Source organism: Rhizobium sp. CG4 (assembly GCF_023701965.1).
Lineage (GTDB): Bacteria > Pseudomonadota > Alphaproteobacteria > Rhizobiales > Rhizobiaceae > Agrobacterium.
In genome coordinates this window covers 177966-204698 of sequence record NZ_JABAEG010000004.1, presented here as the reverse complement: position 1 = coordinate 204698, position 26733 = coordinate 177966, and the positions used below count along the sequence as shown (strand labels likewise).

Sequence of the window (26733 nt, the reverse complement as noted above, 5' to 3'; positions counted from 1 at the left end):
CAGCAAAAATCTTGATCAGGTCGGCGTGGACAATGCCGACCGTAGGCGGATCATTTTTCTAGGCACGATGTCCGCCTTTGGGCTTTAGGTCTTCCAATATCCGAGAAAATTGGAAGCAGGCAGACGTCCCGGATGACCTTCTGGGTGAAACAGGCGCCCTTTCTGAACCATATTGGCGGGTGTGACTGCGTTTGCGTTTAATTGCCGGTGTTGTTTGTTGCGGTGTCTTTAAAGAGCACTGACGTCATCAGGCCGCTGCCCTGCCGGTTTTCGATGGACAGAACCAGGCCATAAACCTCACAGATTTCCTGTGCAATCGATAGGCCAAAACCGCTCCCTGGTGTCTGGCTGTCCAGTCGTACACCGCGCTCGGTCATGCTGCGGATTTTTTCCGGGTCAACCCCCGGGCCATCATCAGCAACGATTAAGCGGCCGTCTTTCCAGGTAATGGAAACCTGACCGGCTGCCCATTTAACGGCGTTTTCCGTCAAATTCCCAATTAGTTCACGCAGGTCTTGTGCGTCAACGGGCACATCCGGCGGCGCGTTAATGTCGACTTGCCATTCAAGTGCGTCGCCTTTTGGTGTTCGCTGCAAGGTTTTGACGATTTGCCCGATGATTGTTTCGACATTGGCATCGGTCTGGCGCATGTCGGCATTGGTTACGATGCGGCTGCGCGCGAGTTCATGTTCGACATGGCCGCGCATCAATTGCACCAACTGTTCAATTTCCTCGGCGAGGTCCTGATGGCCGCGCTCATGTAAGGTCAAAGCGTCATTGGAAAGTACGGTGAGCGGCGTCTTGAGGCCATGTGCAAGATCACCGGCACGGGCACGCGCCTTGCTGAGTGACTGCGCCTGTGTTTCCAACAGGCGATTAACTGCTTGTTCCACCGGTGCAAATTCAGCTGGCAAAGCACCAATGAGACGCCCACTATGGCGTTCCCTGATGCGGTCCAGTCCTTCGGTCAGGTCGGCCAGTGGCTTCAGACCGTAGACTACCTGCACCAGCGAAGCGCCAATCAGGAAAACCGCAAGTCCGGCAAGGTAAGGGAGGATTTCAAGCGTAAATCCATGGCTTGCGTCATCCAGTGCCTTCGTGTCTGCGGCCACGGAAATCTGAACCGGCTTCAGGCCGCTTGGCGCACTGACCATGATCTGACGTTCCAACACAATCAGTCTGGTGTTTTCCGGCCCGTTGGCAACGTAACTATGTACGGCGCCGTCGTCTGGCAGATCCGCCGGTCGTGGAAGGCTGGTGTCCCAAAGGGATTCCGAGCGGTAAAGCGCAGGCTGTGCAGCGTCGCCGATCTGCCAGTAAAGCCCGCTATATGCCTGCGAGAAACGTCGATCCATCAAGCCAAGTGGATGTTCTATTCCACCGTCGGCGCTCACGCGTATCGAGCCGGCAATGGTGTTGATATGCCCTTTCAGTTCGTCTTCCAGCCGTCCTTCCAGATTGCTTGAGAATATCGACGTCATGAACAAGGCTGCCAATGCCAGTGCCAGGGGCACGACAATCAGCGATACCATTAGAAATCGAGCACGGATGGAAAGCGGTCGCTTCATGCCTTGTCAATCCTGTAGCCATAACCACGGCGGGTGGTGATGACCTGCTTGCCAAACTTCTTGCGCAGTCGGCCGATCAGAACTTCCACCGAATTGCTGTCACGCTCAAAATCCTGCGCGTATAACTGTTCGGTCAACTCCAGTTGCGAGACGTGTCGCTCCGCATTGGCCATCAGGTAGTGAAGGCAGCGATATTCGAGGGGTGTGACATCGACAGGTTCGGTATCTAGCGAAACAGTGCGGCTACGTGGATCGACCCTTATCCGACCCGCCGTCAGGATTGGGCTTGCCGTATGTTGGGATCGACGCATGATGGCCCGCAGGCGGGCCAACAGTTCTGCCATATGAAAGGGTTTGACGAGATAGTCGTCGGCACCGGCGTCAATTCCCTCGACCCGCTCTTCCCAATTGCCACGTGCGGTCAAAATGAGAACAGGTAACGCGCGCTCATCCCTTCGCCAGCGTTTCAGGATGGAAAGGCCGTCGAGGCTGGGTAAACCAAGATCAAGCACGACGGCGGCAAACTCCTCGCTGTCGCCTCGATACCAGCCACTTTCGCCATCGCTTTCGTGCTCGACGAGATAGCCCGCCCGTGAAAGGTGCAGGGATACGTCGCGGGCGATCCGCAGATCATCTTCAACAAGCAGAATCCGCATTGGCCTCAATCGTCGTCATCAACATCGAGAATAGTGCCATCCTTAGCGTCCATCTCAATCTCGTAAAGCCGGCCATTGGCCTGCAACACTTTAAACTCGTAAATGAACCGGCCATCATCTTCGTCGAGTTCCACCTTTATGATGTCGCCCGGATAGGAGATGCGCAGCTTCTCCTGCAATACGGAGAGTGGTAGCACATCGCCGCGTTTTACCGCATCGCGCAAACGATCAAGATCCTTTGCCGTGGCATTGATTGGTGCCAGGGTCAGCACCAGCACGCATGCTACGGGCAAGACATGGAAAATACGGTTCAACATGCTGCCGACATTAGCATTCTCAAACTGACAATTCGCTGACAAAGCCTGTCAGTTATCGCTCAGGGCACGCCGCATAGTGTTGTGGCATCAAACGGGCAGAGGTTGCCCGCCACCCCTGAAAGGATGATCGACCATGAAGACTCTCGTTATCGCTGCAGCACTTGCCACCACTGCATTGGTCTCTACCGCCTACGCCGATGATCGGCACGATCGCCACTGCGGCAATGTCCAGATCGACAAGTGGATGAGTGAGGCACAGGTTCGCGAACGTGCCACCGCTCTTGGTATTGAGGTGCGTGAAGTCGACATCGATGACGGCTGCTACGAAGTCGAAGGCCGTAACAAGGACGGTCGCCGTATCGAAGTGCGTTTTCATCCTGAGACCGGTGAGCAGGTCTCCGTCGACGGAGATTGATCTCAGTCCGGTGCGTCAAGGATGGGGGCAAAGGTTGTGGCGTTGAAAACCTCCAGCCTTGCCTCGCCTTTTGGAAAAGCAAGAATTGTCAGACTTGCTGGTCCAACCGGGATAATACTCTTGGGGGCAAGATCCAAAGCGCTGTCGAGTGCAGCGCGGATCACGCCTCCATGGCAAACCATCAAAACCGTATCGGCATCTGTGTTTAGGGCCTGCTCAATCGCATGGCCAATGCGGGTGCGAAATTGAGCCCAGATCTCACCATTCTCAGGTGCGAAGGTGCCTGCGCGCCAACCGGCATAGGCGTCTGGCGTTTCCGACATAAGTTGGGCAATTTCGACACCCGTCCATGCACCGACATTCTGTTCCCGCAGCAATGGCTCCCTGATTGCGTCGGCATGGCCGAGCAGGGAGGCGGTATCTGCAGCGCGTTTCAGGTCGGAGGTAAGCACCATGTCGGGGTTGAAGCTGGCAACCATGGGAGCCAAGGCACGCGCCTGCTGTTCACCGCGCGCGGAAAGCTCGATATCGGCCTGCCCTTGCAGGCGACGAACGGCGTTCCATTCACTTTCGCCGTGCCGGACCAGAAGTATGCGTTTCATGAAATGCGTGTTCCTTGTGTATCGAAAATTGCCGCGGGAGCGGTTGGAAGGCGGAAGTATAATTTGCCGGATTGCCGCGATAGTCGGTTGGAGATTGCGGTGATACGGTTACCGTTGATGATGCCGGTAATCAGAAATCGTCCAGCCATCGGCACAACCTCTGCCAACACCGCTTCAAATGTTCGCGGACCCAGCTCGTCAGCAAGCTCTATCTGTTCTGCCCGCACCATGGCGTGGCCACTGTAGGTGCGCAGCAAAGGGTCCGGCAGGGTGCCGAACCACTTGCCATCGTCGATGGGAATGAGGTTGGCAGGTGGCGTGCCGACGAAACCGGCAACGAAGGCAGAGGCCGGTTCTGCAAGCAGCCGCTCTGGCGCATCGAACTGCTCGATACGACCGTGGTTCATCACAGCCACATGGGTCGCCATTGTCATTGCTTCCACCTGATCATGCGTGACATAGACGGCCGTGGCGCCTGTTGCCGCATGAACTTTGAGAAGTTCGAAGCGCATCTCCACCCGCAATGTTGCGTCGAGGTTGGAGAGCGGCTCGTCGAATAACATGATTTTTGGCCGGGGAGCGATCATGCGTGCAAGGGCGACGCGCTGTTGCTGCCCGCCGGAAATTTCGCCGGGATACCGGTTGGCGAGTTTTTCAATTCCGAGCATTTCCATGGCTTCCAGCACACGGGTGCGCCGTTGTTCGCCGGCCAGTTTGGCAATCTTCAGCGGCCATTCGATGTTGCCGGCAACGGTCATATGCGGCCAGAGGGCGTAGGATTGGAACACCAGACCGGCATTGCGCTCTGCCGGCGGTAACGAGTTGCCAGTGTCGCCGTCTGCGACAAGCGTATCACCGAACAACATCTTGCCTGATGTTGGTTGATCGAGACCGGCAAGCATCCTCAATATTGTGCTTTTGCCGCACCCTGATGGGCCGAGAAGCACAAGAAATGCACCGTCGGGAACAGAGAAACTGACCTTGGACACGGCATTGGATGTGCCAAAGGATTTTGAGATATTGTCGAGCGAAATCAAAATTTTGCCTCAGCTGAAAGATTGGCGGCGGCGGCCGCGCAGCAGGGTTGCAGCGCCGGTGGCCAGCATGGATATGATGAGGATGACCAGCGTCACGGCATTGGCGAACTGGTGGAAGCCATCCGACGCATAGGAGTAGGACAGGACGGCCAACAGTGGTGATGTCGGTGTGTAAAGCAGAATGGTGATTGCCAGATCGCCAATGACGTTGACGAAGGTGATCAAAAGGCCAGCGACAAGACCACGTGCCGCTAGCGGCAGGGTGATTGCACCCAGTCGACGGAAGAAACCTGCACCGGTCATACGGGCGGCCTCGTCAATATCGCCGGAAATCTGCGCCACGGTTGCCCGCCCTGTCTGCACGGCAAAAGGCAACATGGCGGCGGTCAGGGCCAAGCCCAGCAGTAGTTTTGTGCCGTAAAGTGCCGGCAAGGGACCAATCGGCGCGCCGTAGAGTGCTATGTAGGCAGCCGCAAAAGCAATACCGGGAAGCAGCATCGGCAGGAAGCTGAGTTGGGAAACAACATTGCTGAGAACCCGCACTTTCTGTTGCGTCAGGGCGACGGCGATCAGTGTTCCAATAATGTTGGCAGCAAGTGCTACAGATGCTCCCAGGATCAGCGTTGTGGTCATTGCCGAGATAAGCTGCGGATTATGAAAGATACCCGGCTGGCCACGGGCAAATGCCGGATTGGCCTCGCCAATCCAATAATGCATCGTCCAGTCTGAAAACAGTGCGAGCGATGACGGCGCAAGGCTTGCTGCCACCAGAAGCAGGACCGGTAAAATGGTGGTGAGGACACAGATGATCCAAGCAATGAGCGTCAGCGGTATGCGTGCACTGCCGAGTGTTGTGCGGCGGGGCACCGCACCCTTGCCGCCAATCGTCACGAAGTTGCGCCTTCCCGACAGCATGCGGTTGCCAAGTCCAAGGAAGATCGCAGAAATGCCGATCAGCAATATGGCGAGCACGTAACCGCGCTCCGTCTGGCCGATTTCGATCATGCCGAACAGCCGCGTCGATAGTGTTTGCATACGAACGGGCAATCCGAGCAGTGCCGGTGCTGCGAAATTGGACACTGCTCCGGCAAAGGCAAGAGAGCCGCCAGCAATAATGGCGGGTGTAACGACCGGCAGGACAATACCGAACAGGATACGTTTGCGTGATGCACCGGTCATTTGTGCGGCTTCAACAAGATCACCGTTAACGGCGGCAAGCGCTGCTGCAATGACGGTAAAAGCCAGTGCATAGTAATGGGCGATCAATACGATGATCGTTGGTGTGATACCCCATGACAACCAGTCAGGGACAGAGACCCCCCACCCTTCCAGCAAGCCGCCGCCACCGCCAACACGACCGTTGCGAAATACGGTGCCCCAGGCGAGCGCTGTTGCGAAACTAGGGATCATGAAGGGCAGTGTCGCCATGAATGCTATGACCGGCCGGCCGGGAATGTCAGTCATCACAACCAGCCAGGCGAGAAAGCCACCCAGCAGAACACAGCCACCAGCCACACCGAGGCCAATGACCATGGTGTTGAATGTCGGGCGCCAGAACAGGTTCTGCGACAGTCGGCTTGCCAGGACATCGCCCCATGCGGACGCCGAGGGGTAAATGGTTTGCGCCAGAATGGTCACCAGTGGGGCTGCCACCAGACCGACAAGTACAAGTGCCATGACAAGCGTCAGGCCACGTTTATTGAGTGCTGAACCAATCGGTCCGCTCAGGGATTTCATGTGGTACTCCAAGGGCATTGCTGTGTGCCCGATAGTCCTTGTTCAAAGAGCCAGCCTGCATCACCAAACGTTGAAAGACCGCAGCAGCTCCTGCCAAACAACCCTCTCCCCGTTGACTGGGAGAGGGCTTTTGTCTCGTGAGGTGTAATGTCTGTCGTCACCTGACAGTTCTCACTGCAATGCGAGAATGAAGTCCGCCACATCGGCGCGGATTTTGGCGGTTTCTGCGGGTGCGATTTGCCATCCCTTGAAATCTGCGAGTGGGATGGCATCCTTGTGTGGCGTGATATCGGAACGTGTCGCCCAATCACCAGCTACATAGAAGGGCTTGAAACCCTCGCCGCCGGTTTCGCTGTCGTCACCCATAAGGAAGTCGACAGCAAGGCGGGCTGCAGCCGGGTTGGCCGGCTTGGGGTTCAACGCCAGAAATGCAGGAAAAACAATGCCGTTAGACGGTGTGACGTCGTTGGCGACTTGCAACGCCCAACCTTCATCTTCATTGTCGCGACGGTCAGAATAGCTGGTGAAACCGATTGGTGGCTTTTCCTGCCCCTTCGCGCCGATGGCCTTGTTGACGTCATCGGTGGAGCCGACAAGAACGAGATCATTGGCAAAGAGATCGCTGATGAACTGCTCACCTGCATTTTCGTTACCATCGGTGAGCGCAATTGCTTTACCGAATGCGGCTTCGTAGGATTTTGCCATCTCGTCCGACTTCAGGACGATTTCGGTCATCAGGTCGAGGTAGTCACCGCGTTGCAACGGATCGACCATAATGACGCGACCTTTCCATTCCGGTTTTGTCAAATCCCAGAGGTTTTTGACGGGAGAACCATCCGGATGGGCTTCTTCGTTATACATCAGCACTTTGGTCGAAAGGCGCTGCGCCAGCAGTGGTGATTTGTTTTGATCGGCAACAGTGCCTGCGACGCGTGGCGGCACATAGGAAACCACCAGATTGTTGGCCAACAATTCTGTCAAAACGACAGGGGCATCGGAGATGTAGATGACATCGGCGCCCGGCAGACCTGCCTGCGCTTCACTCTTGATCCGGGCGATCTGTTCGGTCGACGACATGTCGAACGTCACCATGTCGATTCCGGGATAGGCAGCCTCGAAGGCTTTTTCAACTCGACCAATGCGGCTGGTGAAGGCGTAGACTGTGACCTTTCCTTCCTGCTTGGCCTGCGCCAGCAGGTCGGTGGCAGTCTTGGCGTCGAGGTCTTCGGCGAAGGTAGCGGTAGCCATGAGGCATGAAACGGCAGTGACAATGAAGCGGCGCATGGAAAACTCCTTTAATGGGTCTGCGCCGTTTGTAATGTTTTCTTGCTACAATTTTATGACGTGCAAGTTATCTTGCAAATCTATCCTTCAAACTGCGCAATCAGGCTGCCGAGGCGGTCGAGAGCTGCGAGTGCGTCTGGCCCTCGCCGTTCCGCCAATGCCAATATGATAGCGTTACAGACTGCCATTGGCACCGTTAGCGTTTGGAAGCTGTTGGGCATGCCCGCACGCGGGGCAGAAAGCAGCACATCCGGGCTTGGGGTTAGTGACGGGCCGATGGTGCCGGAAATGACAACTGTCGAAGCACTGGTGTCGGCAGCAACTTGCATCAGTTGCAAGTAATCTGGTGGTTGGCGGCGGAAGGCAAAGATCAGCAGAGTGTCATCCTGAGAGAGTGTCAGCATCTGCTCTGCAAGATCACGCCGGCTGCCTGCCAGCGGGTGACTGTCGATGCCAAGTCGCCGCAGACGGCGCTCCATCAGCACGGACAATACTTCGGCATTGCCCTGCCCATAGATGAAGACGCGGCGGCGATCAAGTTTTTCGGCCGCTTCGAGAACATGGCTGTCGCCCAGATGATCAGCAATTCCGGTCAAGGCTGCAATTTCGCTTGCAACAAGGAGCGGCAGAAAACCTTGCGCGCGCGCGTCGGTCAGTGTTGCGGAAATGCGTTCAGCGGGATCGGCAACCTTGAGGAATTCGCGGCGCAATTCGTCGCGAAACTCGGCGTAGGAGGCAAACCCAAGTTTGCGAGCCAGACGGGATGTTGTTGCCTCATGCACACCGAGCCGGGCGGCAAATTCGCTCGATGTGCCGATAGCCACCTCGCGCGGGGCTTTCAAAAGTTCGGAGATCAATTTCTGTTCGGTGGCTGTCAGAGTGCCAGCAACGGCCTGAACGCGCTCCACCAGCGCTAATGTCGCGTCAATCTTCGGCATGGGTGTCCCAAACGATCTGCACTTGCATTCGGGCTATCGTAACGGCGCAGCCAATGCAACTGTTTGCAAAGTCACCTGGGTGAAGTCATGGCCGCAAGGCGACTTTTGATCAGGCGATCTCCACGGCATGACACTTTAGGCGTAAGCGGCAAGCAAGCTGCGGGGTGTCTCACTCTGCGTCAGCGATGAGAAGGTGACGACCGTTCCACGACCTCTGGCTTTAGCAGCGTAAAGGGCGGTGTCTGCCTGCTTAAGGGCCTGATCACACGTATTGGCCACGTTGATGTGAATGTCGCTGAGGCCAAAAGATGCATCAACAACCACTTCAGCACCCTGAATGATGTAGGGCTCGGACAAATGCGAAGATAATTTGCGGCAACGCCATTCGGCACCCTCAAGGGACGAGGCAGGCATGAATATGACAAACTCATCGCCGCCCAAGCGGAAGGCAACGTCGTTTTCACGGCCATTTGCCTGCAGGCGCTCAGCTACCTGTTTCAACAGTTCGTCACCGGCAGCATGGCCATGACGATCATTGACGCCCTTGAAGCCGTCGAGATCAACGCACGCCACCACCAGATCGCCCGGTCCGGCAAGTCTCTTGAATTCGCTTTCCAGCATCGCGCGGTTTGGAAGGCCGGTCAGGAAATCATGGGTTGCGGCGTGCCGCATATTTTGTTCTGCAGTTACCAATGACACTGCGGCGCGTTGTGAGAGCCTTGCAACAAAGACGCCACCGACGACCAACACGATGATGACGGCCGATATAAGCGGCAGAGACTGGCGCATCAGATCACGCGCGGGCGTTGGAGGATGCCAGGAAAGCACTTCGGATTGCCCGTTGAGGCCAACAGCAATCTCAACCCGCGCATGCCCTGACGGGACCAGATCCATTGGGCCGATAACCGCATCATCAAGCAGAAAACGTGTACCGACAAATTCCTGCAAGCTGCCAGCAATCGGCGTTGCCGATACCAGAATTGGGGCGGTCTTGCCGCGCGGAATTGCCGTCTTGAAATCAGGTTGGAAAAGGCTGGCAGTGAGCAGAACCGCGTCGGTTCCGATGACTTCAATCTTGCTGAGCGCAATCGGGGCCGGAATTCCATCTGTCGTGACAGAGTTTTCCCGAGCGCGAATGTTTTCAACAAGGCTTTGTGCGTCCTTGCCTATTGCCTCCGCACCGCGTGCAAAGAAAGGTCGTTCCTGCACCTCCTCTGCCGTTCTTGAATAGATCATCTTGCCATCGGCATCCAGGATGGAGGCAAAACGTGTTCTCGACGTGCCAATCAGTGAGCGACCAATGTTGCGGTCCGTCCACTCGAAATCAAATGCGTTATCGATTTTGGCGATGGATTCGTCCCAGATCGTCCACGCCGTCAGGGCGAACTCAACGTCTTCGATCCAGATGGAGATGTTTCTCTTTACCAGGGTTTCCTGACGCTCCCGGACATCTGCATCCAGGCGCTCCATTCCATAATAAGGAATGGTCGCCAGCCCCATGATAAGAATGGCGATAAGTATGAGCGCGGGGCCTACCAATTTGAATTGGGTGAAGCGCGTGGTCACTGTAGATATCCTGATGGCGTTTGAACGCCGATACCTTCGCCTCGGGGCGCTTTCTGAACCGTTACCTTAGACAGTTTTTATCTGTTTGGGTTAACGCATTTCACCGTGGGTCTCCTGACGTCTGTAATCATCGGCAGTTTAAGTGCGCCTGTGCTCGTCAGCTCCCCACAATTGAAAACTATAAAAGCATGTTTTGATTTTTCAAAGTATTTGATCATGCGCCTGAACCTGCGTGGCGACCTGCTTTAGCTGCTGGAATGCAGCCTGTTTTGCGGTCTGGATTTTCATTGGGAATTCAAGTTAGTCTCCTCTCTATATTACATGGGAATGGTCTGTCTTAGCGTAAGGACTTCGCTGATGATCAAGGTGCGACGTGACTAACAAAGGGCGCGATATTCTCGCTGGGCTCTCTGTCGCTGGCCTCATGCTTCCCGAGGCTATTGCCTATTCCGGCATCGCCGGGGTCCCTCCTCAACACGCTCTCTACGCTGCGGTTGCAGGCTGTCTGGTTTATGCGGTCCTCGGGCGTAGTCGCTTTGCGATTATCTCACCGACTTCTTCGTCCGCAGCGATATTGGCTGCTATGCTGGTCGCGCTGGTCCCTGAGCCTGGACAAAAAATGCTGCTGGTTGCCGTGGTGGTGTTTTTTGTCGGGCTGTTGTTTCTGGCAGCAGGCCTGCTGAAACTCGGTGCACTCTCCAGTGTGATTTCTAGGCCGGTGCTGCGCGGTTTCACTTTTGGCCTCGCCATACTGATTACCTTGAAACAGTTCCCGTTGATTTCAGGAGTGTCGACGACAGGGGCCGGCACTTTTGAGACGATCTGGCGCATCATGACCAATCCAGATCAGTGGAATACATATAGCCTTTCGGTTGCGGCTGCAGCTCTGGCCTTTCTATTGGCCATGCGGCGGATTCCACAATTGCCGGCAAGCCTTGTGGTACTGGCACTCGTTATTCCCGTTTCGATACTGCTCAATCTGCAGGACAAAGGCGTTGCTATCGTTGGATCAATCGATCTGTCAGGGATCTGGGGCAGCTTCACGGCGATCTCGTTTGATGAACTTTCCCACGTGGCGCGCTTTGCTCCACCTTTGGTACTAATCCTGTTTGCCGAATCCTGGGGTACAATACGAGGATTGTCGCTCAGGCATGGTGAGAATGTCGATGCGAACAATGAGCTAAAAGCGCTTGGCATCGCAAACCTTGCCAGTGCCGCTTTGCAGGGAATGCCGGTAGGTGCGGGGTTTTCCGCAGGGGCAGCCAGTGAGGCCGCCAACCCGCAGACGCGGTTTGCCTCCGCGGTTGCCGCCGTCGGGCTGGCAATCTTCTGTCTGGTGGCGTCCACATGGTTTGCTTACATTCCGCAAGCGGCACTTTCCGCAATCATCATCGTCGCCCTGCTCCATGCACTTGATCCCTCTCCGCTGATCAGGTTGTGGCGCTTGAAACACGACCTTATCCTTGCTCTTGGTGCAACGGCGGGCGTGCTGTTTTTTGGTGTTTTGGATGGCATGGTGGCGGCGATCGTGCTGTCCTTTGCTGTATTCCTGCGTCGACTGTCATCACCCCTTATCATGGTGCTGGGTCGGTTAGGCAGTAGCCATAATTTTGTAGACCTGAAACGGCACCCGGATGCCGAGGCTCCGGCGGGCATTATGGTTTTGCGCCCGGCGCAGCCACTGTTTTTTGGCAACGCAGAGCCGATCTTTGCCGACATCACACGTTTAATTCTTGCAAATCCGGACACAAACACTGCCATTGTCAGTCTGGAAGAAACATTTGAGCTTGATACGACAGCACTTGATGCCTTGCTGGAGTTCGATGCCAACCTGCGCAAGCGCAATATCACCATTCGTTATGCCCGAATGCATGACGCCGTGCGTGACGTGTTGGCACTTGGTGGCGGTGAGGATTTATTACGCCGTGCAAATTATAGTGTCGACGATGCTGTTACTGCTTTGGAAAAAACAAGGGAGCAGACATGACGCATATTTATGAACCCCGCCTCACCCGTACGGAGATTACAAAATTGCGACCGACCCAGATCACGGTTGGCTTTCGTGAGGTAGAACTGAAAAGAAAAGAGTGGCGGGAAACAGCCCCGACACGGGGCGATGGTTTTCTTGGCCATTATATTGTTCCTGTCGTTGCGGGCCCCAAAGGCAGATTGTTACTTGTTGATCATCATCATCTTGTCCGTGCCCTGCACGAGGAAGGCGTTGAACATGTCCTGACCAGCGTTGTCAGCAATCTCGCGCATCTGGACAAAGACGAATTCTGGTCGGTGATGGACCATAAAAATCTGATCTATCCATTTGATGTCGCTGGCCTGCGACGGCACACTGACGACATTCCGAAAAAGGTCGAGGATCTCAAAGACGACCCTTTTAGATCTCTCGCCGGTTATCTACGGATGGCCGGAGGATTTGCCAAAGTCGCAGTTCCATTTTCGGAATTTGTCTGGGCTGATTTTCTCCGGCGCCGTATCGGCCTTGATTATGTCAATCGTGCCTTTGATGAGGCCTTGGCAACAGCCATGAAGCTGGCGAAATCGGGCGAGGCGCGGCATCTTCCGGGGTGGTGTGGCATTGAGCAATGAGGGCTTGTTTAGATATCACTGACACGGTAGTCGGGTTTCCCTCCGTTGCTGCAGCAGGTCACGCCAACGTTTGACGTAGCCATCCACAAAACGCGGCTGAATACCTTCGGCGGACATTTTTTCTGCCAATATTTCCAGATCGAAATCCTCTAGACGGGTTTCTGGCGGATAATGTTTCAGCGTATATTTGAAGGTCTCTTCCCAACTGCGCCGCACGCCTACGGAGGCGTCTTCGATATGGGGGCGATACCCTTGTATGAGTTCTGCCAGGGTCATCTTCAGAGAAATCCAGTTTCCAGGGATTTGCGACGATCGATACGTTGGCGGATTAGGGTGGTAACATCTTCCCGGCAGCCCGCGCCATTCTGTCCACCATCTCGTTGCCCTCGATGCCGGAATGCGCCTTACACCATTCTATCTCAATGGTTGGATGACGCAGGAGGAACCCGTCCAGTTCTTTCCAAAGCGATGCATCAGGTATCTGCCTTTTCCGTGCCCGCTGATTTGGGTTGATACGTTTCCAGCCATTGCCGCGCCAGATCGCCCGCCAGTGCCGGCATCCTTCGACAACATGCACGGAGTCGGTTCGCAGAACGACTTGCCGGCCCTGCGCATGGCCATGCACCCACATCACCGCGTTGATGATGGCCAGGACTTCAAATGTGTTATTGGTCAGGCCCGCATCGTTCCCGTGAGCCGAATGAATGAGTTGTCCTGTTTCATACACGGCAAAGGCCCAGCCACCTGTCTGGGTCGCAGGATCATAAGAGCCATCAGCGTATATTATCAGAGGGTCGAACATAAAGACATTTCGCAGGTTGCTGCCTGCAACAACAGGCAATTTGTGTGATTGCACTTTGGCGCCACCACCGCAACCGCTGAGCACGATTAACTGGTCTTGTTGGCGATGGAACGGATGACGAGTGGAACGGTTACATCTGTCTGCGCCGTCATGAGTGGGTTTTTCAAAAATCCTGAATGAATGGCGCGTCGGCGTGGCCTTTGCCATCCATCGCGGGAGGAGCGATTATGACGACAACGAGGAACATGGAAAACCTATCAAAGCATATCCGCAAGATTGACTTCTGCATGATGTGCACACGCCGCGAGGATGGGCGAATTGCCACCCGGCCAATGAGCAATAATGGTGACATCGATTATGACGGGGACTCGTGGTTTTTTACCTATGACGACACGTCAAAAATTTCCGAAATCAACAGGGACTGCAGTGTTACGCTAACCTTTAGCGAGCCGCCCAGTCTGCTTGGCAAACCGGGAATATTCATCTCTATTGACGGCGTCGCTGAAATTATCAGAGATCGCAGTTATTTTGCAGAGCATTGGACAAATGGCCTCGATCACTGGTTTCCTGATGGTATCGAAACGCCCGGACTTGCACTTTTGAAGGTCAGTGCCGAGGTGATCCAGTATTGGGACGGCGAGGAAAACGGGAAGATCAATCTCGTTGGTAGCTGATACGCAATGACTTGTGTGGATCGGGAGGCGGAAGCACGACCCGTAGCCGCGTCAACTCAACTTGCGGAGTTGATCGGGTTTGTGAGCGGCCCGCTTTCCTGATTTCTCACTTTCCACGATATATTGCGGATCGTCGGGTGTCGCCTTGACCGGATGATCTTTTATCTTGGTTGCTGACGTCTGTTTTCGGACAACCTTACCCTTGGTTTCACCCTGACTTGTGTTCCAGGCGACCTTATCGCCCTTACTCAACGACTTCACCATCATCTCGTTTCCTTACGTGATGAGCCGGCAACGAAGGTGTTACGGCTCCCGGAATTGCAAACGAAGGGCACGCAGGGTTGGTTCCTGTATGTGAAGATGAAGACAACATGCTTACAGCACCACGTCTGATCGCCACCATCACGACACAGGTCGTGATGGCTTTCGTATTGACGTATCGTAGTCCCGATCATTCGGAAAAGTTGAAGACCGATCCGCTTTGCGGTTTTGCTGGAGCTTGAGCAGCAACGCGCATGCCGGTGGCTGTTTCGAACTCTTGCGTGAAAGTCTGGCGCGCCTTGTCATCGAGGCCAAGTGTTTTCATCCCCGCGATGAGCCGTGCCGCCGGTTTATCCTTTGCAAGGAAAGCCTGTTGCAGGTCCGGCCGACCGCTCAATACGGAACCGTCGGCTTCAGCGCCTGCCAGGTCAATCGCACTACATTCTGCAAGCTTTGTTGCAGATGGCTGTTTCCCAAAATCACTGTAGCATTGTTCGATTGCCTCGATTGCGCCGACGATGCCAGTCTCTATGTAGATCTGCATGAAGCGTTCCCTACCCAACCGTGCGGCATCTGACACACTGCCGTTTTCTGCCGGCAACGTGACCGGTTTGACCACCGGTGTGCTTTCCGCTTCTGCGATAGTAGGCACTGCCTTTGCTTCACCACAGGTACGATCAGCAAGAACACGTGCCTGCTGGTTGGCCTTCACGACGCCGATGCGGCTGCCGGTTGCGAGTTCATTGACCACAAGCACCTCACCCTTGTTTGTAAAAACACGGATCACGGCTGCGCAAGGCGTGGCATCACCGACGCGCTGGCGCCATTCAAGCTTCGCACCATAGGGTTGGCGTGCCTTGGGGCTGATCTCGAACATGTCGTCACGTTCCAACGGCGTCTTACCACCCATAGGCAGGTAGAACACGCCAACCAGCCCTTCGACATATTGCAGCACGGCCCGAACATTTCCGGGGCCGGTGCATTCCCGAATAAAGGCATCCTCCCCCTCTTCAGTCACCGGGCAGGCAAGGGTTTCGGAATAGGTCGAACGGAATTCGGTGGCTTGTGATGTCGACGCGATGCAAATGCCAGCCACAAGGCCAAGTGCGGATAATCTCGAAAAAGTCATGGATGGTCTCGCAGAACAGAGGGCAGAGAAACAGGGGCAGGTATTGGCCTGCCCCTTTACACTCAACGATTTTCCAGGATCAGGGGTGGCAGGCTGGAGAACCCATGAAGCAGGCCGAGACTATCTCGATGCGCATGCGCTGCTTTTCCAGCCGCTCGATCGTTGACTTGTCTTCGACGGCGAGTACCCAGTCCGCATCGTTTTCATCTTCGTTCAGGACAAATTGCAATGGCTCTTCATCATTAGGGAAACGGACGGTCATGGCCTGCGTTTTCCACATCAGCATGCCGCTGCTGGAGAAGCTGACATTAATCTCGCGTACCGCACCCTTGCAGACGAGGTCCTTCAGTGGAGCCTTTGATGTTCCACTGGTTTCGGCCACGGCAACCGTTGTTTCAAGGAAGTCTTCCGATGCACCCGAAGCGGCCAGCGCTTTGGTGCAACGTAATTCATCTTCCTTTTTTGCCAGCTTCGTCGTCTCGACCTGGCAAGCGCTATGGACGGCAGAGAACGCGTTACCGCTCAACTTGGAAGGTAGATCGCTGCATAGTTCGCGTGCCGCTTTGGCCTGTTCGGTACCTGGTTCCACGGAAGCGAACGCAGCGGTCACCTTCTCGAGGGCTGCAGTTGTCTGCTTTTCGTCGAGTGTTGTGCGGACAGCCTCACATTTTTCACGCACTGTCGTGCGCTGTTCTTCACCGAGATTACGAAGGTATCCGAGCTGATCGCAAAGGTCGCCGATCTGTTTGGCAGCGTCCGGTTTTTCCAAAGAATAGGACGCGACCTGATCATCAATGTCCTTCATGGCAATGGACAGAATTTCCTGACGTCGGGCATCCAGAGGGCCACCGAAGAAACGGTCCGACAGGTTGGATTGGCCATAACCAAGACGCACTTTTTCCGGGTCGGGCTGGAGATTTTTTGTGTCAACCAGTGTTTCGACCGTTGCAGGAAGTGCACGCAGACGGGCCTGTTCGGCACGCAATGTCTCAATGAATTGCTGGCTCTTCTGTATTTCAGCCCACTGCGATGCCAGACGCTGAGAATAGTCCTTGTGAATGGCTTTGCAACCCGGCGCATCCTCCAGGAATTTCTCTGCCATGTCGCGCGTCCAGTAATCGAAAGGAACGGCGGTTGCGAGCTGAAGCTTGTCGAATTCGAAATAGTTATAGGCAAAGTTGAGGTTGGTAAAACGCTGACACATCAGGCCCGCGTCGCTGTTACCGAGAACGGTGGCCGGGCTGGCACCGCTGTCGGCCAGGCGATCGGCCGTCTTTTGCAGCATCGTCACCATGTCCCGAAAACCGTTGTTGTCAGCGGAGGAACGCAGGGTGTTGGACAGGGCAGCATCAACATGTTCGCTCAACGCCTTGCGCTCTGCGTCCGTGGAGATCGGCATCGCCGTCAGTTCGTCTGATAGTGTTGTTCTGTAGCGTGTCCAGAACTCGGAGATCGACGTGCTATAACGTTGTGAATAGGTCGTCTGATCGAGTTCCGGCAGGGCGTAAACGATCGGCGGGAAACGTGTGGCATCCGCAACCTTGGCTGCGATCTCTTCATCCGGTTTGCTGGTATTGAGCAGAGCAAACAACTGGTCGAAGCGATCCCGTGGACTGTCTGAACGGCTAACTGCAAAAGTCGAGCAATCCGATTGTGGAGCGCCCTTCATCCAGATCGCCCGGATTGTATCGCCGTCGGCTGCCACATCAAGTCGTGGGTTACCGTTGGCATCGTGAAGCTGCATGCCGTTGGAGGTTCTGCGCTCGGTCAAGTCGAGCCAGTTCACGTGGCTGGAGCCACGCTGCTGGTAATAGACGGTAACCGCAATGTCGCCGGACTGGTCTTTGCGGATATTCCAGTTGGTAGTGTAGTCGGTCTGGCCGCAATTGAATGCGCCGGAATAATAGATATTCTGCGCCTGTTGGGCGCTGGCCGGGGTCGTGCCCATCAGCGCGCTGGCGGTGAGTGCCGTCGCTAGGAGGTATCGCATGATGTATCTTTCAGGATTGCAATGGTGATAAAAGAGGAAAGGCATCAGCGGGCAGATGCGGCCCATCCGTCACTGGCTTTGACCATTCTGATCGGAGTTGTGATGTCGCGGCCTTCTTTACCGAACAGGCCGCCTTTGGCGGTGTAACGCACGTCGCAGACATAGGCCTTCTCACCACTTTCCTTGCAGCCGATCTTTTCGAGATCTGTTATCTGGATCGACATCATCTCGCTGACCGGGTTGGCGACGCCGGGAAGTCCTGCGCTCAATCCCGCAGTCAGGTTCTTCATCTGGTTCTGTTCTGCCTCGATTGCGCCGTTCAGCGCCTTGCTGATGTCGCTTGCAGACGGCTCCCCAGAGCATGAGGCGAGCAGCAAGGCGGTGCCGCACAGCATTACAATTCTTCCCGCAGGGATGGTGGTCATCAGTCGCATTTGTTGTCCTGTTTTACCTGTGAAAGGTCAGCATGAGATTGCTTGCGGCATGAGTGTCTCGTTGTTCTTGATCTCTGCCGCTTTTGTGGTTGCAATCGTCATGACGATCGTCGCGTTTGTTGATTAAAATCGGATGCGGGGAAATGGGGACGCCTCTCATGAGACGAAAGAATGCTTGGCCGACGGGCCGATCCCATTTGTTGCCAACCTCCGGGAAGAGGCAGGCTGCGACGGTTCTGGTCGCCCTCGGTCGCCACAATTCCATCCAATTCTTAAATGGCGAAATAATTACGGACGGTAATTTTACCCTGTCGGTTCGCTTTTAAGGTGGCGCTTTTGTCCATGCTCAACAGAGCATTAATGGCAGCATTGTTTTTGCGTTGTGTTGCCTTCACGGTGAACCGTGGATCGAATTGAAAAAAAACCGACGTCTCGGCAAAGCCGTGCTTGCTTGATCCGTGCGCGTCACGGGCAATTTTAGGTCTCTCGATCATTGGATATTTTTCGTATGGCGCAACAATCGTTTGCTAACGAATGTCAATCATATTGCCGTTGAAACAAAACGATAATTTCATACTCGGCGCATGCAGACATGGCTTCATTCAATTCACTCTCTCAGGACCTTATCGATGCGTGGTTGCAGTCTGACGAAACCACTGGTGTTGATGAGCTCCATGCTGGTATCCTCAGCCGGCTGACTATTAAGATGGCGCTTTCGGTCATCACGACGAGCGCAGATGATCCCTACGACTGGCGCTTCCGTCGTGTGAAGGATTTTGGTTTCAAGAGTGGTCTGCTGAATGAAATGAAAAAGCAGTTTCCCGATGCTGCCTTGCGCGACCTCGACCGTCGCTTCATTGATGAAGCGATCATCGCAAGCTATTCACGGGCGCTCGAATCTAAACGTCCGGCCATTGATGTCGTGCGAACAAAACTTCTCGGTGTTCGGATTGGCTACGAGCGCCTTATCCTGCCGCAGAAGGTGGAGGGAAAACCCGGCTGGTGTCTGAGCCTGATTGAGGGGCGTTTCTTCATCTCCCGTATGCGGGAGGCAAAGACCGACATCACCGATGACAATATTATTCAGCTGCTGATTGAAGGGCAGTCCACCAAGGAAATCGCCGAACTGCTTAATCTGTCGCCTAGAACGATCGAGCATCGTCTCGACAGACTGAAGGATCGATTTGAAGCAAGAAACCTGACCCACCTGGTGGCGAAGATCGTCGCCACGCAGGTTGATCGTCACAGTCATGACGCAAAAGCAGCGGCAAGCTGATCCTGAATAGCCTGCGAGCCCGCATAGCTGGCAAGGGCAGAGACGCCTCTGCCCTTGTCAGTTGCGACTGTCATAGCCGTGTCAGGCAACGTATTTTTTGAACCACTCTATCGTGCGCTCCCAGGCGAGTTTCGCGGCCTCTTCATCGTAGCGAGGCGTGGAGTCATTATGGAAACCGTGATTGGTGTCCGGATAAATGTAAGCCTCATAGACTTTTCCATTTTCCTTCAAGGCCGCCTCATAAGCTGGCCAACCCGCATTGACGTTATCGTCATGCTGGGCAAATTGCAGCAGCAGAGGTGCTTTTATCTTCGCAACATCAGCCGCCGGAACCTGACGTCCGTAGAATGGCACGGAGGCAGCAAGTTCAGGATACGCGACTGCCGCCGCATTGGATACGCCACCACCATAACAAAAGCCGGTGATGCCAACCTTGCCGGTGGTGAGGTCGCTGGCCATCATCCATTCAATGGCGGCAAAGAAGTCATTCATCAGCTTGGTCGGATCGACCTGTCGCTGCAGCTCACGCCCCTTTTCGTCATTGCCCGGGTAGCCGCCAACCGAAGTCAGTCCATCGGGAGCAAGTGCCACAAAACCGGCTTTGGCCACGCGACGGGCAACATCTTCAATGTAAGGGTTCAAACCGCGGTTTTCGTGCACGACAACAATCCCGCCCCTCCGTTCGGTAACCGCCACGCCGTCCTTGGCCGGGCGCACGAGATAACCTCGAACTTCGCCATTACCGTTTGGTGACATGTAGGTGATGTACTCTGCCACAATATCCGGATCAGTGAAGGCGATCTGTTGGGCCAAAGCATAATTGGGACTGAGCGCTCCCAGAAGAGCGATGGCTGTCATACCGCCGACGGTGAATTTGCCGGCCCGGTCGAGGAATTCTCGTTTTGTAATCCGCCCGTGAGCGTAGAAGTCGTAAAGTTCGAGCAGTTCTTGCGGGAAATCTTTTGCGGTCAGGCGCGTCATGGTTCCTCCAGCCGTCTGTTTTACGTGGCGAACCATACTCCCCTGCCAGAGATAGGGAATTCAACTTTTGGCGAGTGGCGCTCTGCCGGCTCTCGAAGGATGCCGTCAGCAACGCATTATTTCCGCCGTCAGTTCGATTGCTCACCCAAAGTGGGGATGACAACTGTTCGCAGATCGGTCTGAAATCGTTCTGCTAATTTTGCATGAGGGGAAGACGATGCGCAGCCTGATTACAATAGTTTGCTGTTTTTTGATGTCGACGTCTCAAGGGGCGAGATATCCGTATGGTCGATAGGCCTAGAGCGTCAGGCTCTGACGATTGCCGCTGAGCTGACGTTTCCACGGGGATTGGCAACCTCTCGTTATGTCACTGCCTGCCGCTATCAAATTGATGCGACGTCTTTTTTTAGTCACCAGCTATGCCAGACATGGTCCTTTCTGTTATCCTCAACGCGGTCATCGGTCTTTAAAAATGCAAATAGGGGTACCTACAGTGCGGGATGAGGCGGATTTCTCACAGCATCTGAACTGTGATGTTGAATTGAAATTGAGTGGCCCGACAGGAAAAGCCATCGATAAAGCCTGTGCCAATGCCTTACGCGCATTGGCTGATCGGCTGGAAAAGGGCGATTTTGAGGATGGATTGCATCCCGTAACCGACAATTCCGGAAAGCTCATCGGTGCAATTTACATCGATTACGCTCAAGACGCCGAAGTCGGGGCCGATTGAGTTGAGCGAATATGTGCGGGCTTGCATATCGTACGCCCACATCCGCTCTACCGTGCTGTCACGCCTCGTGTTTCAAAGCGTGTTTTACACGCAATATGGTGATGCAAACCGCAACAATGACGAGTGGTATCGACACAAGCATGATCATAGGGCTCAGGTGATAACCTGAATGTTCAAGTGTTTCAAAGACCGTCTTTAGCAGACTGAGCAGATAATAGCTGATGGCGATGATCGAGAAACCTTCAACAGCGCGCTGAATCTTGACCTGCGTTGCCGCACGGTCGGCCATTGCCTGGATTTGCACGGCGTTCTGGTACTCGATTTCGACCTGAATGCGTGTCTGCAACAGATCGATCATGTGCATTGTTGCGTGCGAAAGCTGCTCTAACCGCACAGCTGTGGCGTGACACGTGCGGACGGCTGGATTGAAACGACGCGCGACAAATACTCCAAAACGCTGGAAACCGGCGACGTGTTGCTCTCGCAGTTCTGAAATCCGTTCTTCAACGATCTTCGCATAGGCCGCTGTTGCCCCAAAACGCGTACGGGTTTCAGCTGTTGCGGAAATGATTTCGGCAGACAGCAGCGAGATTTCATTCAGTAGGGCCTTATGCTCCGATGTCGAGGTGCTCAAATTCCGGCTGGTCAGTTGCACCAGCTTGGCATCGAAATCCACTAGCCGTGGCGACAGGCGCCTGGCTTCGGGAAGACCAAGCAGCGCCATTGCGCGATACGTCTCGATTTCGTAGATGCGTCTGATCATTCGGCCGAGGCGATAGGCATTCAAATCATTGTTGAACAGGATGATGCGGCTGCTTTGGTCATCATGGACGCGGAAATCGGAGCAAACCTGGGCAGCCCCGTTGCCGATAGACGATGCTGCGGTGTCGCCAAAGCCAAATTTTCTCAAGACAGGACCAAGTTCAGCTGGCGCCGGGCCCGATACCAGAATGCAGACACGGCAAATAAGTCGGGCATCTGTAAGACCCGCAACCTCAGCATAATCGCCTGTTGTGGTCCCTGACGTTGGCCAGTTTTCACTGGTGTTATCAAGGGGATGAACTCGAGTGACTGTAGTAAATTCCGTGTGATGCTCGATCTGAGTCTTGAAGGAGTTATCCTCCGTGATCCTTGAGACGTGGTCATCGACATTGGGCCGTGCTGCCGCCGTTTCAGGCATAAATGCGAGATGTTCGACAAAAGCCGGGCCTTCAAAATAGATCGACGGACGAGCGTGTAGTTCTGAATTGAAATCGGGGGGCATCCGCTTTTACTCCGGGCTACCAGGGGAAACTTATATGCTGCTTTAACAATCGTTAAGAACGATAGCGACCGGTGATTGCTGTTGTGACAGTATGTCGCTGCGGGCCGGTTAATGCGGCGTTGTGTGCCTGTTACCGTGCCAAATGCGTGTAATGAGGGCGATCGTTCACAATTCGACGACACGCTGTCTTTGTTTGCGGCGTTGGAGAAGGGGCAATGATGCCTATATGACTGGCAACAATGATGCCGGCGTGACCGGTATTTCTCCAACGTTTTGAAGGCCATCATGAAAAAGATCGGATTTTTGTCGTTCGGGCACTGGACGCCCTCCCCTCAGTCGCAAACACGCTCGGCTGCCGACACTCTTTTACAGTCGATCGACCTTGCTGTAGCCGCCGAAGAACTTGGTGCAGACGGCGCCTATTTCCGCGTCCATCATTTCGCGCGGCAGCTTGCCTCGCCGTTCCCGCTGCTTGCCGCTGTCGGTGCCAGAACCAAGACGATTGAAATTGGTACTGGCGTCATCGACATGCGCTACGAAAACCCGTTTTATATGATTGAGGACGCTGGTTCGGCTGATCTGATCTCCGGCGGACGCCTGCAATTGGGCATCAGCCGCGGTTCGCCTGAACAGGTTATCGACGGTTGGCGGTATTTTGGCTATCGCCCGGCAGAAGGCCAGACAGAAGAAGACATGGCGCGCCAGCACACCGAAGTTTTCCTAGATCTCCTTAAGGGCGACGGATTTGCGCAACCCAACCCAAGACCGATGTTCCCCAACCCTCCCGGTCTGTTGCGGCTGGAACCACATTCGGATGGTCTGCGCGAGCGCATCTGGTGGGGCTCAAGCTCCAATGCGACGGCGGAATGGACCGCAAAACTTGGCATGAACCTGCAAAGTTCGACACTGAAGACAGACGAAACCGGCAAACCGTTTCATGTTCAGCAGGCGGAACAAATCCGTGCGTTCCGTGCTGCATGGAAAGAAGCTGGTCATGCCCGTGAACCTCGCGTTTCGGTCAGCCGTAGCATCTTTGCTCTCGTCAATGATATGGACCGCGCCTATTTCGGTTACGGCAACAAGGAAGGCGATACGATCGGTTTTATCGACGATAAGACACGCGCAATCTTCGGAAGAAGCTATGCAGCTGAACCGGAAGCCCTTATCGAACAACTGAAGGCTGACGAGGCTATTTCCGAGGCTGATACGCTGCTTCTGACCGTGCCAAATCAACTGGGCGTAGCCTACAACACGCATGTGATTGAAACGATCTTGAAGCAGATTGCTCCAGCACTTGGCTGGCGTTGATTGAGGCAAACTTTTGCTACGCCGATGAGGCGTATTGAGCCGTAGAGTTGAAAGGCCGGTCTTGTCGACCGGCCTTTTGTTTTAATGACGCCGCCGGTGCCGAAACTGCCAAATATGTAAGCAATCTGGGGTGCTTTGAGTGCCGGTTCTAGCCCACCAGATCGCGGTAACCGCGGCGTATTTTTTGGCGTTCAATGCGCAGAAATGCTGTTTTTGCATCATGCGGACGGTCAAATGTCTCGACCATCGTCTGACCTGCTGCACCGATACGACCCCAATTTCGGATAAGCGAGACTTCTCCGAACAATGTCGGTTGAATGCTCAACATGTAGAAGCGCCGCATGTTTTGCGCCCGGTCGATCCGTTGAAGATGAATGGTATGTCTGTCGGGTTTTTCCATGCCCGGATTGTCGCTGCCGACCCGGATATCGTCCAACGACTAATCTGAATCGATCAGGCATCATTGATTCATGATTTTGATGATTTTTCGAATCTGAGAGGTCTGTTTGGACGAGATATCCGAGCCGTTTTGACGGTCACTGGGCAACAGGGGCGGATATTGGCTGTAGCTAAGAATCAGTTGGTCGATTTCACGCTCTACAAAACTGATTCGTGACGCGTCTTCGTCATCCCGGTGCCTGATGGCCCCAAGGTTGCGTTTTTAAACAACTTTCATTCGTGGTGCGCACATCATGCAAAAGATGCCCATAGGACGGCGGCCAATTGGTTAAGATATTGATAAATAGACGCGAAGACCTCTTAACAGGTGTAAACATCTGACGGAGTTGACGTCGATGATAGGATTTCATTAACCAAGTAGGATTTGACGAAAATGCGGAATCGGTTAACTGTCGGTCGACGGTAAATTACTGACAATCACGAAAAAACCGTCGTGAGGCGAAATGACAACGAACCAACAGCGAATTCAACCAAAAGAATCGTCGGCAATGAAGATTAGCCGACAGGCTCAGCTGTTGTCTGCCCAGCTCCAGTCTATCCGCGAAAGACTGTATGAGCCAGAGATTGAAAAGAGCCTCAAGACATTTACCTCTCGCGAAGTTGCCAGCCTGTTGGGCATCGCTGAATCGACCTTGCGGCAAATGTCGCTCGATGGCGAAGGCGCAATCCCGGACCGGCAGGACAATGGCCGGCGGATTTATACGCTAGCCCAGGTCAACGAGATCCGTGAACACTTGGCACGTAAGCGTCCTAACGAGGCGTTGGAGTTTCTGCCCCGCCGTCGTGACGGAGAAAAGCTGCAGGTTATTGCTGTTGCGAACTTCAAGGGCGGTTCGGCAAAAACCACGACAACCCTTCACTTGGCGCACTATCTGGCAATCCAGGGCCTGCGCGTTCTTGCGATTGACCTTGATCCGCAGGCGTCTTTATCAGCGATGTTCGGCTACCAGCCGGAATTTGACGTCGATGAAAACGAGACTGTTTACGCCGCTATTCGTTATGATGAGAAGCGCAGACCCGTTCGTGAGGTGATCCGAAAGACCTATTTCGACGGGATTGACCTCATTCCGGCCAATCTTGAACTCATGGAATATGAGCACGAGACACCTCAGGCGATTGCCGAAGGTTATGGTCGTGGCGACGAGATTTTCTTCCGCCGCTTATCATCCGTTATTTCGGAAGTTGAGGCAGATTACGATGTTGTGCTGATCGATGCGCCGCCGCAGCTCGGCTATCTGACGCTCGGTGCATTATGCGCGGCAACCGGTCTGTTGATCACTATTCATCCGGCAATGATCGATGTCGCGAGTATGAACCAGTTTCTGGCGATGATGAGCGATCTGATGGGCGTTATCGAAGATCGCGGCGGTACGCTTAGTCACGATTTCATTCGCTATGTCATTACCCGTCACAACCCGAATGATGGGCCGCAGGTGAATGTCGTCACCTTGCTGCGCTCTCTTTTCAAGGAAGATGTGTTGGCGCCGGCTGTTGTGGAAACCACGGCCATTGCGAGTGCAGGTCTGGAAAAAAAGAGCCTCTACGAACTGTCACGAGGCAGTGTCGGGCGCGACACGCTCAATCGTGCGATCGAGTCCGTGGATTCCGTGAACCGTGAAATTTTCCTTCACATCAAAGACGTGTGGGGCAGATAATGGCAAATCCCAAAGAACGAAATCAGCGCATGAAGAGCCTGTTCGCCAATGTCGACACGGCGGCCCTTGCAAAGCATACGCCAGTGTCCGTTGTCGATCATGAAAAGCGACGCGTCGGTTCAACGGCCGTCAAATCCATGGACCGTGCTTTCGTTTCGATCGAGGACGAGAATAAGCGCCTGCACGATCAGCTGCTGTCCGCGGAGTCGATTGTCGAGCTTGATCCCGACCACATTGTGGGTTCGTTTGTGAATGATCGCCTTGATATTGAAGGCGATGCAACGTTTCAGGCCTTCGTCGAGGGCATCCGGGATGCGGGTCAGAAGCTGCCGATTCTTGTGCGTCCGCTCGCAAACCGTCCAGGCCATTATCAAGCCGCCTACGGACATAGACGGCTTCGCGCCTGCCAGATTCTGAAACGGCCGGTCAAGGCGATCGTTCGCGATATGAGTGATGAGGAACTTGTCGTTTCTCAGGGCATCGAAAACTCTGAGCGTCTGAACCTGTCTTTTATCGAACAGGCGCTGTTTGCCCTTACTCTTCGCGATCGTAAATATTCCAGAGAAGTTATCTCTGATGCGCTGGGTCGGAAAGAGGGCAGAAACCTTGCCTATATTTCGATCCTGACAAACACCGCATCGTTGATCCCGGAAAACATTATCCGGTTGATCGGGCCAGCCTCGTCGATTGGACGCCCGAAATGGGAAAAACTGGGCTCTTTCATCAAGGACCGTCGTTTGAATGGAGCGCAGGCCGCAGCGGTTGCCGAACTCACCACATCTCCATCCTGGGCTGCTACTGGAAGCGATCAGCGCTTTTCATTGATCCTTGATGTTCTCGATCAATCAGCGAAGCGCGAACCGGTTGCCGTCGACGTGACGGTGGCCAATGGCGTCGTCATCGCGGCGAAACGTACAGATACATCGACACGGATTTCAATTCCGGACAATCGCCTTCCCGGGCTTTCGGACTGGCTGCTGCAACGGCTACCCGAACTTGTTGCGGAATTTCAGGACCAACAACGAAAGGATTCTGGGATGAGCTAGTCG

At 54.5% G+C, this 26733-nt stretch carries 28 protein-coding genes; 9 read left to right on the top strand and 19 right to left on the bottom strand.

Annotated features, from left to right (window positions below):
• Positions 1 to 197: 197 nt before the first annotated feature.
• From HGO37_RS14270 to HGO37_RS14260, 3 genes are read right to left on the bottom strand one after another with little or no spacing between them, the layout of a single operon-like run.
• Entirely contained in the window at positions 198 to 1568 is a 1371-nt protein-coding gene (locus tag HGO37_RS14270; RefSeq protein WP_250983878.1) for a sensor histidine kinase, read from the bottom strand.
• Positions 1565 to 2224 carry a response regulator transcription factor gene (locus tag HGO37_RS14265; protein ID WP_250983877.1) on the bottom strand — a complete coding sequence of 220 codons (660 nt, stop codon included), beginning with the start codon at positions 2222 to 2224 and terminating at the stop codon, positions 1565 to 1567. Before HGO37_RS14265 ends, HGO37_RS14270 begins: the two co-directional genes overlap by 4 nt.
• Before the next feature lie 5 nt (positions 2225 to 2229).
• Positions 2230 to 2541 (bottom strand): PepSY domain-containing protein, encoded by a 312-nt coding sequence (locus HGO37_RS14260; RefSeq protein ID WP_250983876.1) that lies wholly within the window; start codon positions 2539 to 2541, stop codon positions 2230 to 2232.
• 133 nt (positions 2542 to 2674) lie between these two features.
• Here HGO37_RS14260 and HGO37_RS14255 point away from each other — a divergent pair, with 133 nt between their 5' ends.
• Positions 2675 to 2956 carry a PepSY domain-containing protein gene (locus tag HGO37_RS14255; protein ID WP_250983875.1) on the top strand — a complete coding sequence of 94 codons (282 nt, stop codon included), beginning with the start codon at positions 2675 to 2677 and terminating at the stop codon, positions 2954 to 2956.
• 2 nt (positions 2957 to 2958) lie between these two features.
• Here HGO37_RS14255 and HGO37_RS14250 read toward each other — a convergent pair whose 3' ends face one another.
• From HGO37_RS14250 to HGO37_RS14225, 6 genes are all read right to left on the bottom strand, one after another.
• Complete coding sequence (locus HGO37_RS14250; RefSeq protein ID WP_250983874.1) at positions 2959 to 3558, bottom strand: histidine phosphatase family protein; 600 nt, start codon at positions 3556 to 3558, stop codon at positions 2959 to 2961.
• Positions 3555 to 4595 carry an ABC transporter ATP-binding protein gene (locus HGO37_RS14245; RefSeq protein WP_250983873.1) on the bottom strand — a complete coding sequence of 347 codons (1041 nt, stop codon included), beginning with the start codon at positions 4593 to 4595 and terminating at the stop codon, positions 3555 to 3557. Before HGO37_RS14245 ends, HGO37_RS14250 begins: the two co-directional genes overlap by 4 nt.
• Before the next feature lie 9 nt (positions 4596 to 4604).
• Positions 4605 to 6332, bottom strand: coding sequence for an ABC transporter permease (locus tag HGO37_RS14240; RefSeq protein WP_250983872.1), 1728 nt, complete (start codon positions 6330 to 6332; stop codon positions 4605 to 4607).
• Positions 6333 to 6503: 171 nt separating this feature from the next.
• Positions 6504 to 7580 carry an ABC transporter substrate-binding protein gene (locus HGO37_RS14235; RefSeq protein WP_502941423.1) on the bottom strand — a complete coding sequence of 359 codons (1077 nt, stop codon included), beginning with the start codon at positions 7578 to 7580 and terminating at the stop codon, positions 6504 to 6506.
• Positions 7581 to 7696: 116 nt separating this feature from the next.
• Entirely contained in the window at positions 7697 to 8554 is an 858-nt protein-coding gene (locus HGO37_RS14230; RefSeq protein WP_250983870.1) for a MurR/RpiR family transcriptional regulator, read from the bottom strand.
• A 135-nt stretch (positions 8555 to 8689) separates the two neighbouring features.
• Entirely contained in the window at positions 8690 to 10120 is a 1431-nt protein-coding gene (locus tag HGO37_RS14225) for a sensor domain-containing diguanylate cyclase (protein ID WP_250983869.1), read from the bottom strand.
• 373 nt (positions 10121 to 10493) lie between these two features.
• Between HGO37_RS14225 and HGO37_RS14220 the strand changes: the two genes are divergently transcribed.
• Together HGO37_RS14220 and HGO37_RS14215 are read left to right on the top strand one after the other, a co-directional pair.
• Complete coding sequence (locus tag HGO37_RS14220) at positions 10494 to 12107, top strand: SulP family inorganic anion transporter (RefSeq protein WP_250983868.1); 1614 nt, start codon at positions 10494 to 10496, stop codon at positions 12105 to 12107.
• On the top strand, positions 12104 to 12721 hold the full coding sequence (locus HGO37_RS14215; protein WP_250983867.1) for a ParB-like protein: 618 nt from the start codon (positions 12104 to 12106) through the stop codon (positions 12719 to 12721). The genes HGO37_RS14220 and HGO37_RS14215 overlap by 4 nt, the downstream gene beginning before the upstream one ends.
• A gap of 15 nt (positions 12722 to 12736) precedes the next feature.
• On the opposite strand, the gene HGO37_RS14210 is transcribed toward HGO37_RS14215, so the two are convergent.
• Positions 12737 to 12997 carry a hypothetical protein gene (locus HGO37_RS14210; protein ID WP_250983866.1) on the bottom strand — a complete coding sequence of 87 codons (261 nt, stop codon included), beginning with the start codon at positions 12995 to 12997 and terminating at the stop codon, positions 12737 to 12739.
• Between the two features lie 52 nt (positions 12998 to 13049).
• Complete coding sequence (locus HGO37_RS14205) at positions 13050 to 13730, bottom strand: ribonuclease H family protein (protein ID WP_352230574.1); 681 nt, start codon at positions 13728 to 13730, stop codon at positions 13050 to 13052.
• A gap of 20 nt (positions 13731 to 13750) precedes the next feature.
• On the opposite strand from HGO37_RS14205, the gene HGO37_RS14200 reads away from it, so the two are divergent.
• Complete coding sequence (locus HGO37_RS14200; protein WP_250983865.1) at positions 13751 to 14197, top strand: pyridoxamine 5'-phosphate oxidase family protein; 447 nt, start codon at positions 13751 to 13753, stop codon at positions 14195 to 14197.
• Positions 14198 to 14248: 51 nt separating this feature from the next.
• Here HGO37_RS14200 and HGO37_RS14195 read toward each other — a convergent pair whose 3' ends face one another.
• From HGO37_RS14195 to HGO37_RS14175, 5 genes are all read right to left on the bottom strand, one after another.
• On the bottom strand, positions 14249 to 14461 hold the full coding sequence (locus HGO37_RS14195; RefSeq protein WP_192490919.1) for a hypervirulence associated TUDOR domain-containing protein: 213 nt from the start codon (positions 14459 to 14461) through the stop codon (positions 14249 to 14251).
• Positions 14462 to 14648: 187 nt separating this feature from the next.
• Complete coding sequence (locus HGO37_RS14190) at positions 14649 to 15587, bottom strand: hypothetical protein (protein WP_250983864.1); 939 nt, start codon at positions 15585 to 15587, stop codon at positions 14649 to 14651.
• A gap of 79 nt (positions 15588 to 15666) precedes the next feature.
• Positions 15667 to 17577, bottom strand: coding sequence for a hypothetical protein (locus HGO37_RS14185; protein WP_250983863.1), 1911 nt, complete (start codon positions 17575 to 17577; stop codon positions 15667 to 15669).
• Positions 17578 to 17621: 44 nt separating this feature from the next.
• Positions 17622 to 18011: a hypothetical protein gene (locus HGO37_RS14180; protein WP_250983862.1), complete on the bottom strand. Its 390-nt coding sequence runs from the start codon at positions 18009 to 18011 to the stop codon at positions 17622 to 17624.
• A gap of 272 nt (positions 18012 to 18283) precedes the next feature.
• Entirely contained in the window at positions 18284 to 18505 is a 222-nt protein-coding gene (locus HGO37_RS14175; RefSeq protein WP_250983861.1) for a hypothetical protein, read from the bottom strand.
• A 98-nt stretch (positions 18506 to 18603) separates the two neighbouring features.
• Here HGO37_RS14175 and HGO37_RS14170 point away from each other — a divergent pair, with 98 nt between their 5' ends.
• A complete protein-coding gene (locus HGO37_RS14170) occupies positions 18604 to 19287 on the top strand; it encodes a helix-turn-helix domain-containing protein (protein ID WP_250983860.1) in 684 nt (227 codons plus the stop codon).
• Between the two features lie 81 nt (positions 19288 to 19368).
• On the opposite strand, the gene yghX is transcribed toward HGO37_RS14170, so the two are convergent.
• Positions 19369 to 20268, bottom strand: a complete 900-nt coding sequence (yghX, locus tag HGO37_RS14165; protein ID WP_250983859.1) for a YghX family hydrolase — start codon at positions 20266 to 20268, stop codon at positions 19369 to 19371.
• Between the two features lie 364 nt (positions 20269 to 20632).
• On the opposite strand from yghX, the gene HGO37_RS14160 reads away from it, so the two are divergent.
• Positions 20633 to 20998 (top strand): hypothetical protein, encoded by a 366-nt coding sequence (locus tag HGO37_RS14160; protein ID WP_250983858.1) that lies wholly within the window; start codon positions 20633 to 20635, stop codon positions 20996 to 20998.
• A gap of 58 nt (positions 20999 to 21056) precedes the next feature.
• On the opposite strand, the gene HGO37_RS14155 is transcribed toward HGO37_RS14160, so the two are convergent.
• A complete protein-coding gene (locus tag HGO37_RS14155) occupies positions 21057 to 22262 on the bottom strand; it encodes a DUF3422 domain-containing protein (protein ID WP_250983857.1) in 1206 nt (401 codons plus the stop codon).
• Positions 22263 to 22547: 285 nt separating this feature from the next.
• Here HGO37_RS14155 and HGO37_RS14150 point away from each other — a divergent pair, with 285 nt between their 5' ends.
• Positions 22548 to 23570, top strand: coding sequence for an LLM class flavin-dependent oxidoreductase (locus tag HGO37_RS14150; protein WP_250983856.1), 1023 nt, complete (start codon positions 22548 to 22550; stop codon positions 23568 to 23570).
• Between the two features lie 148 nt (positions 23571 to 23718).
• On the opposite strand, the gene HGO37_RS14145 is transcribed toward HGO37_RS14150, so the two are convergent.
• Positions 23719 to 23970 carry a WGR domain-containing protein gene (locus HGO37_RS14145; protein WP_250984088.1) on the bottom strand — a complete coding sequence of 84 codons (252 nt, stop codon included), beginning with the start codon at positions 23968 to 23970 and terminating at the stop codon, positions 23719 to 23721.
• Positions 23971 to 24472: 502 nt separating this feature from the next.
• Between HGO37_RS14145 and repA the strand changes: the two genes are divergently transcribed.
• Together repA and repB are read left to right on the top strand one after the other, a co-directional pair.
• Complete coding sequence (gene repA / locus HGO37_RS14140) at positions 24473 to 25684, top strand: plasmid partitioning protein RepA (protein ID WP_250983855.1); 1212 nt, start codon at positions 24473 to 24475, stop codon at positions 25682 to 25684.
• Entirely contained in the window at positions 25684 to 26730 is a 1047-nt protein-coding gene (gene repB, locus HGO37_RS14135) for a plasmid partitioning protein RepB (RefSeq protein ID WP_250983854.1), read from the top strand. The genes repA and repB overlap by 1 nt, the downstream gene beginning before the upstream one ends.
• Positions 26731 to 26733: the final 3 nt, after the last annotated feature.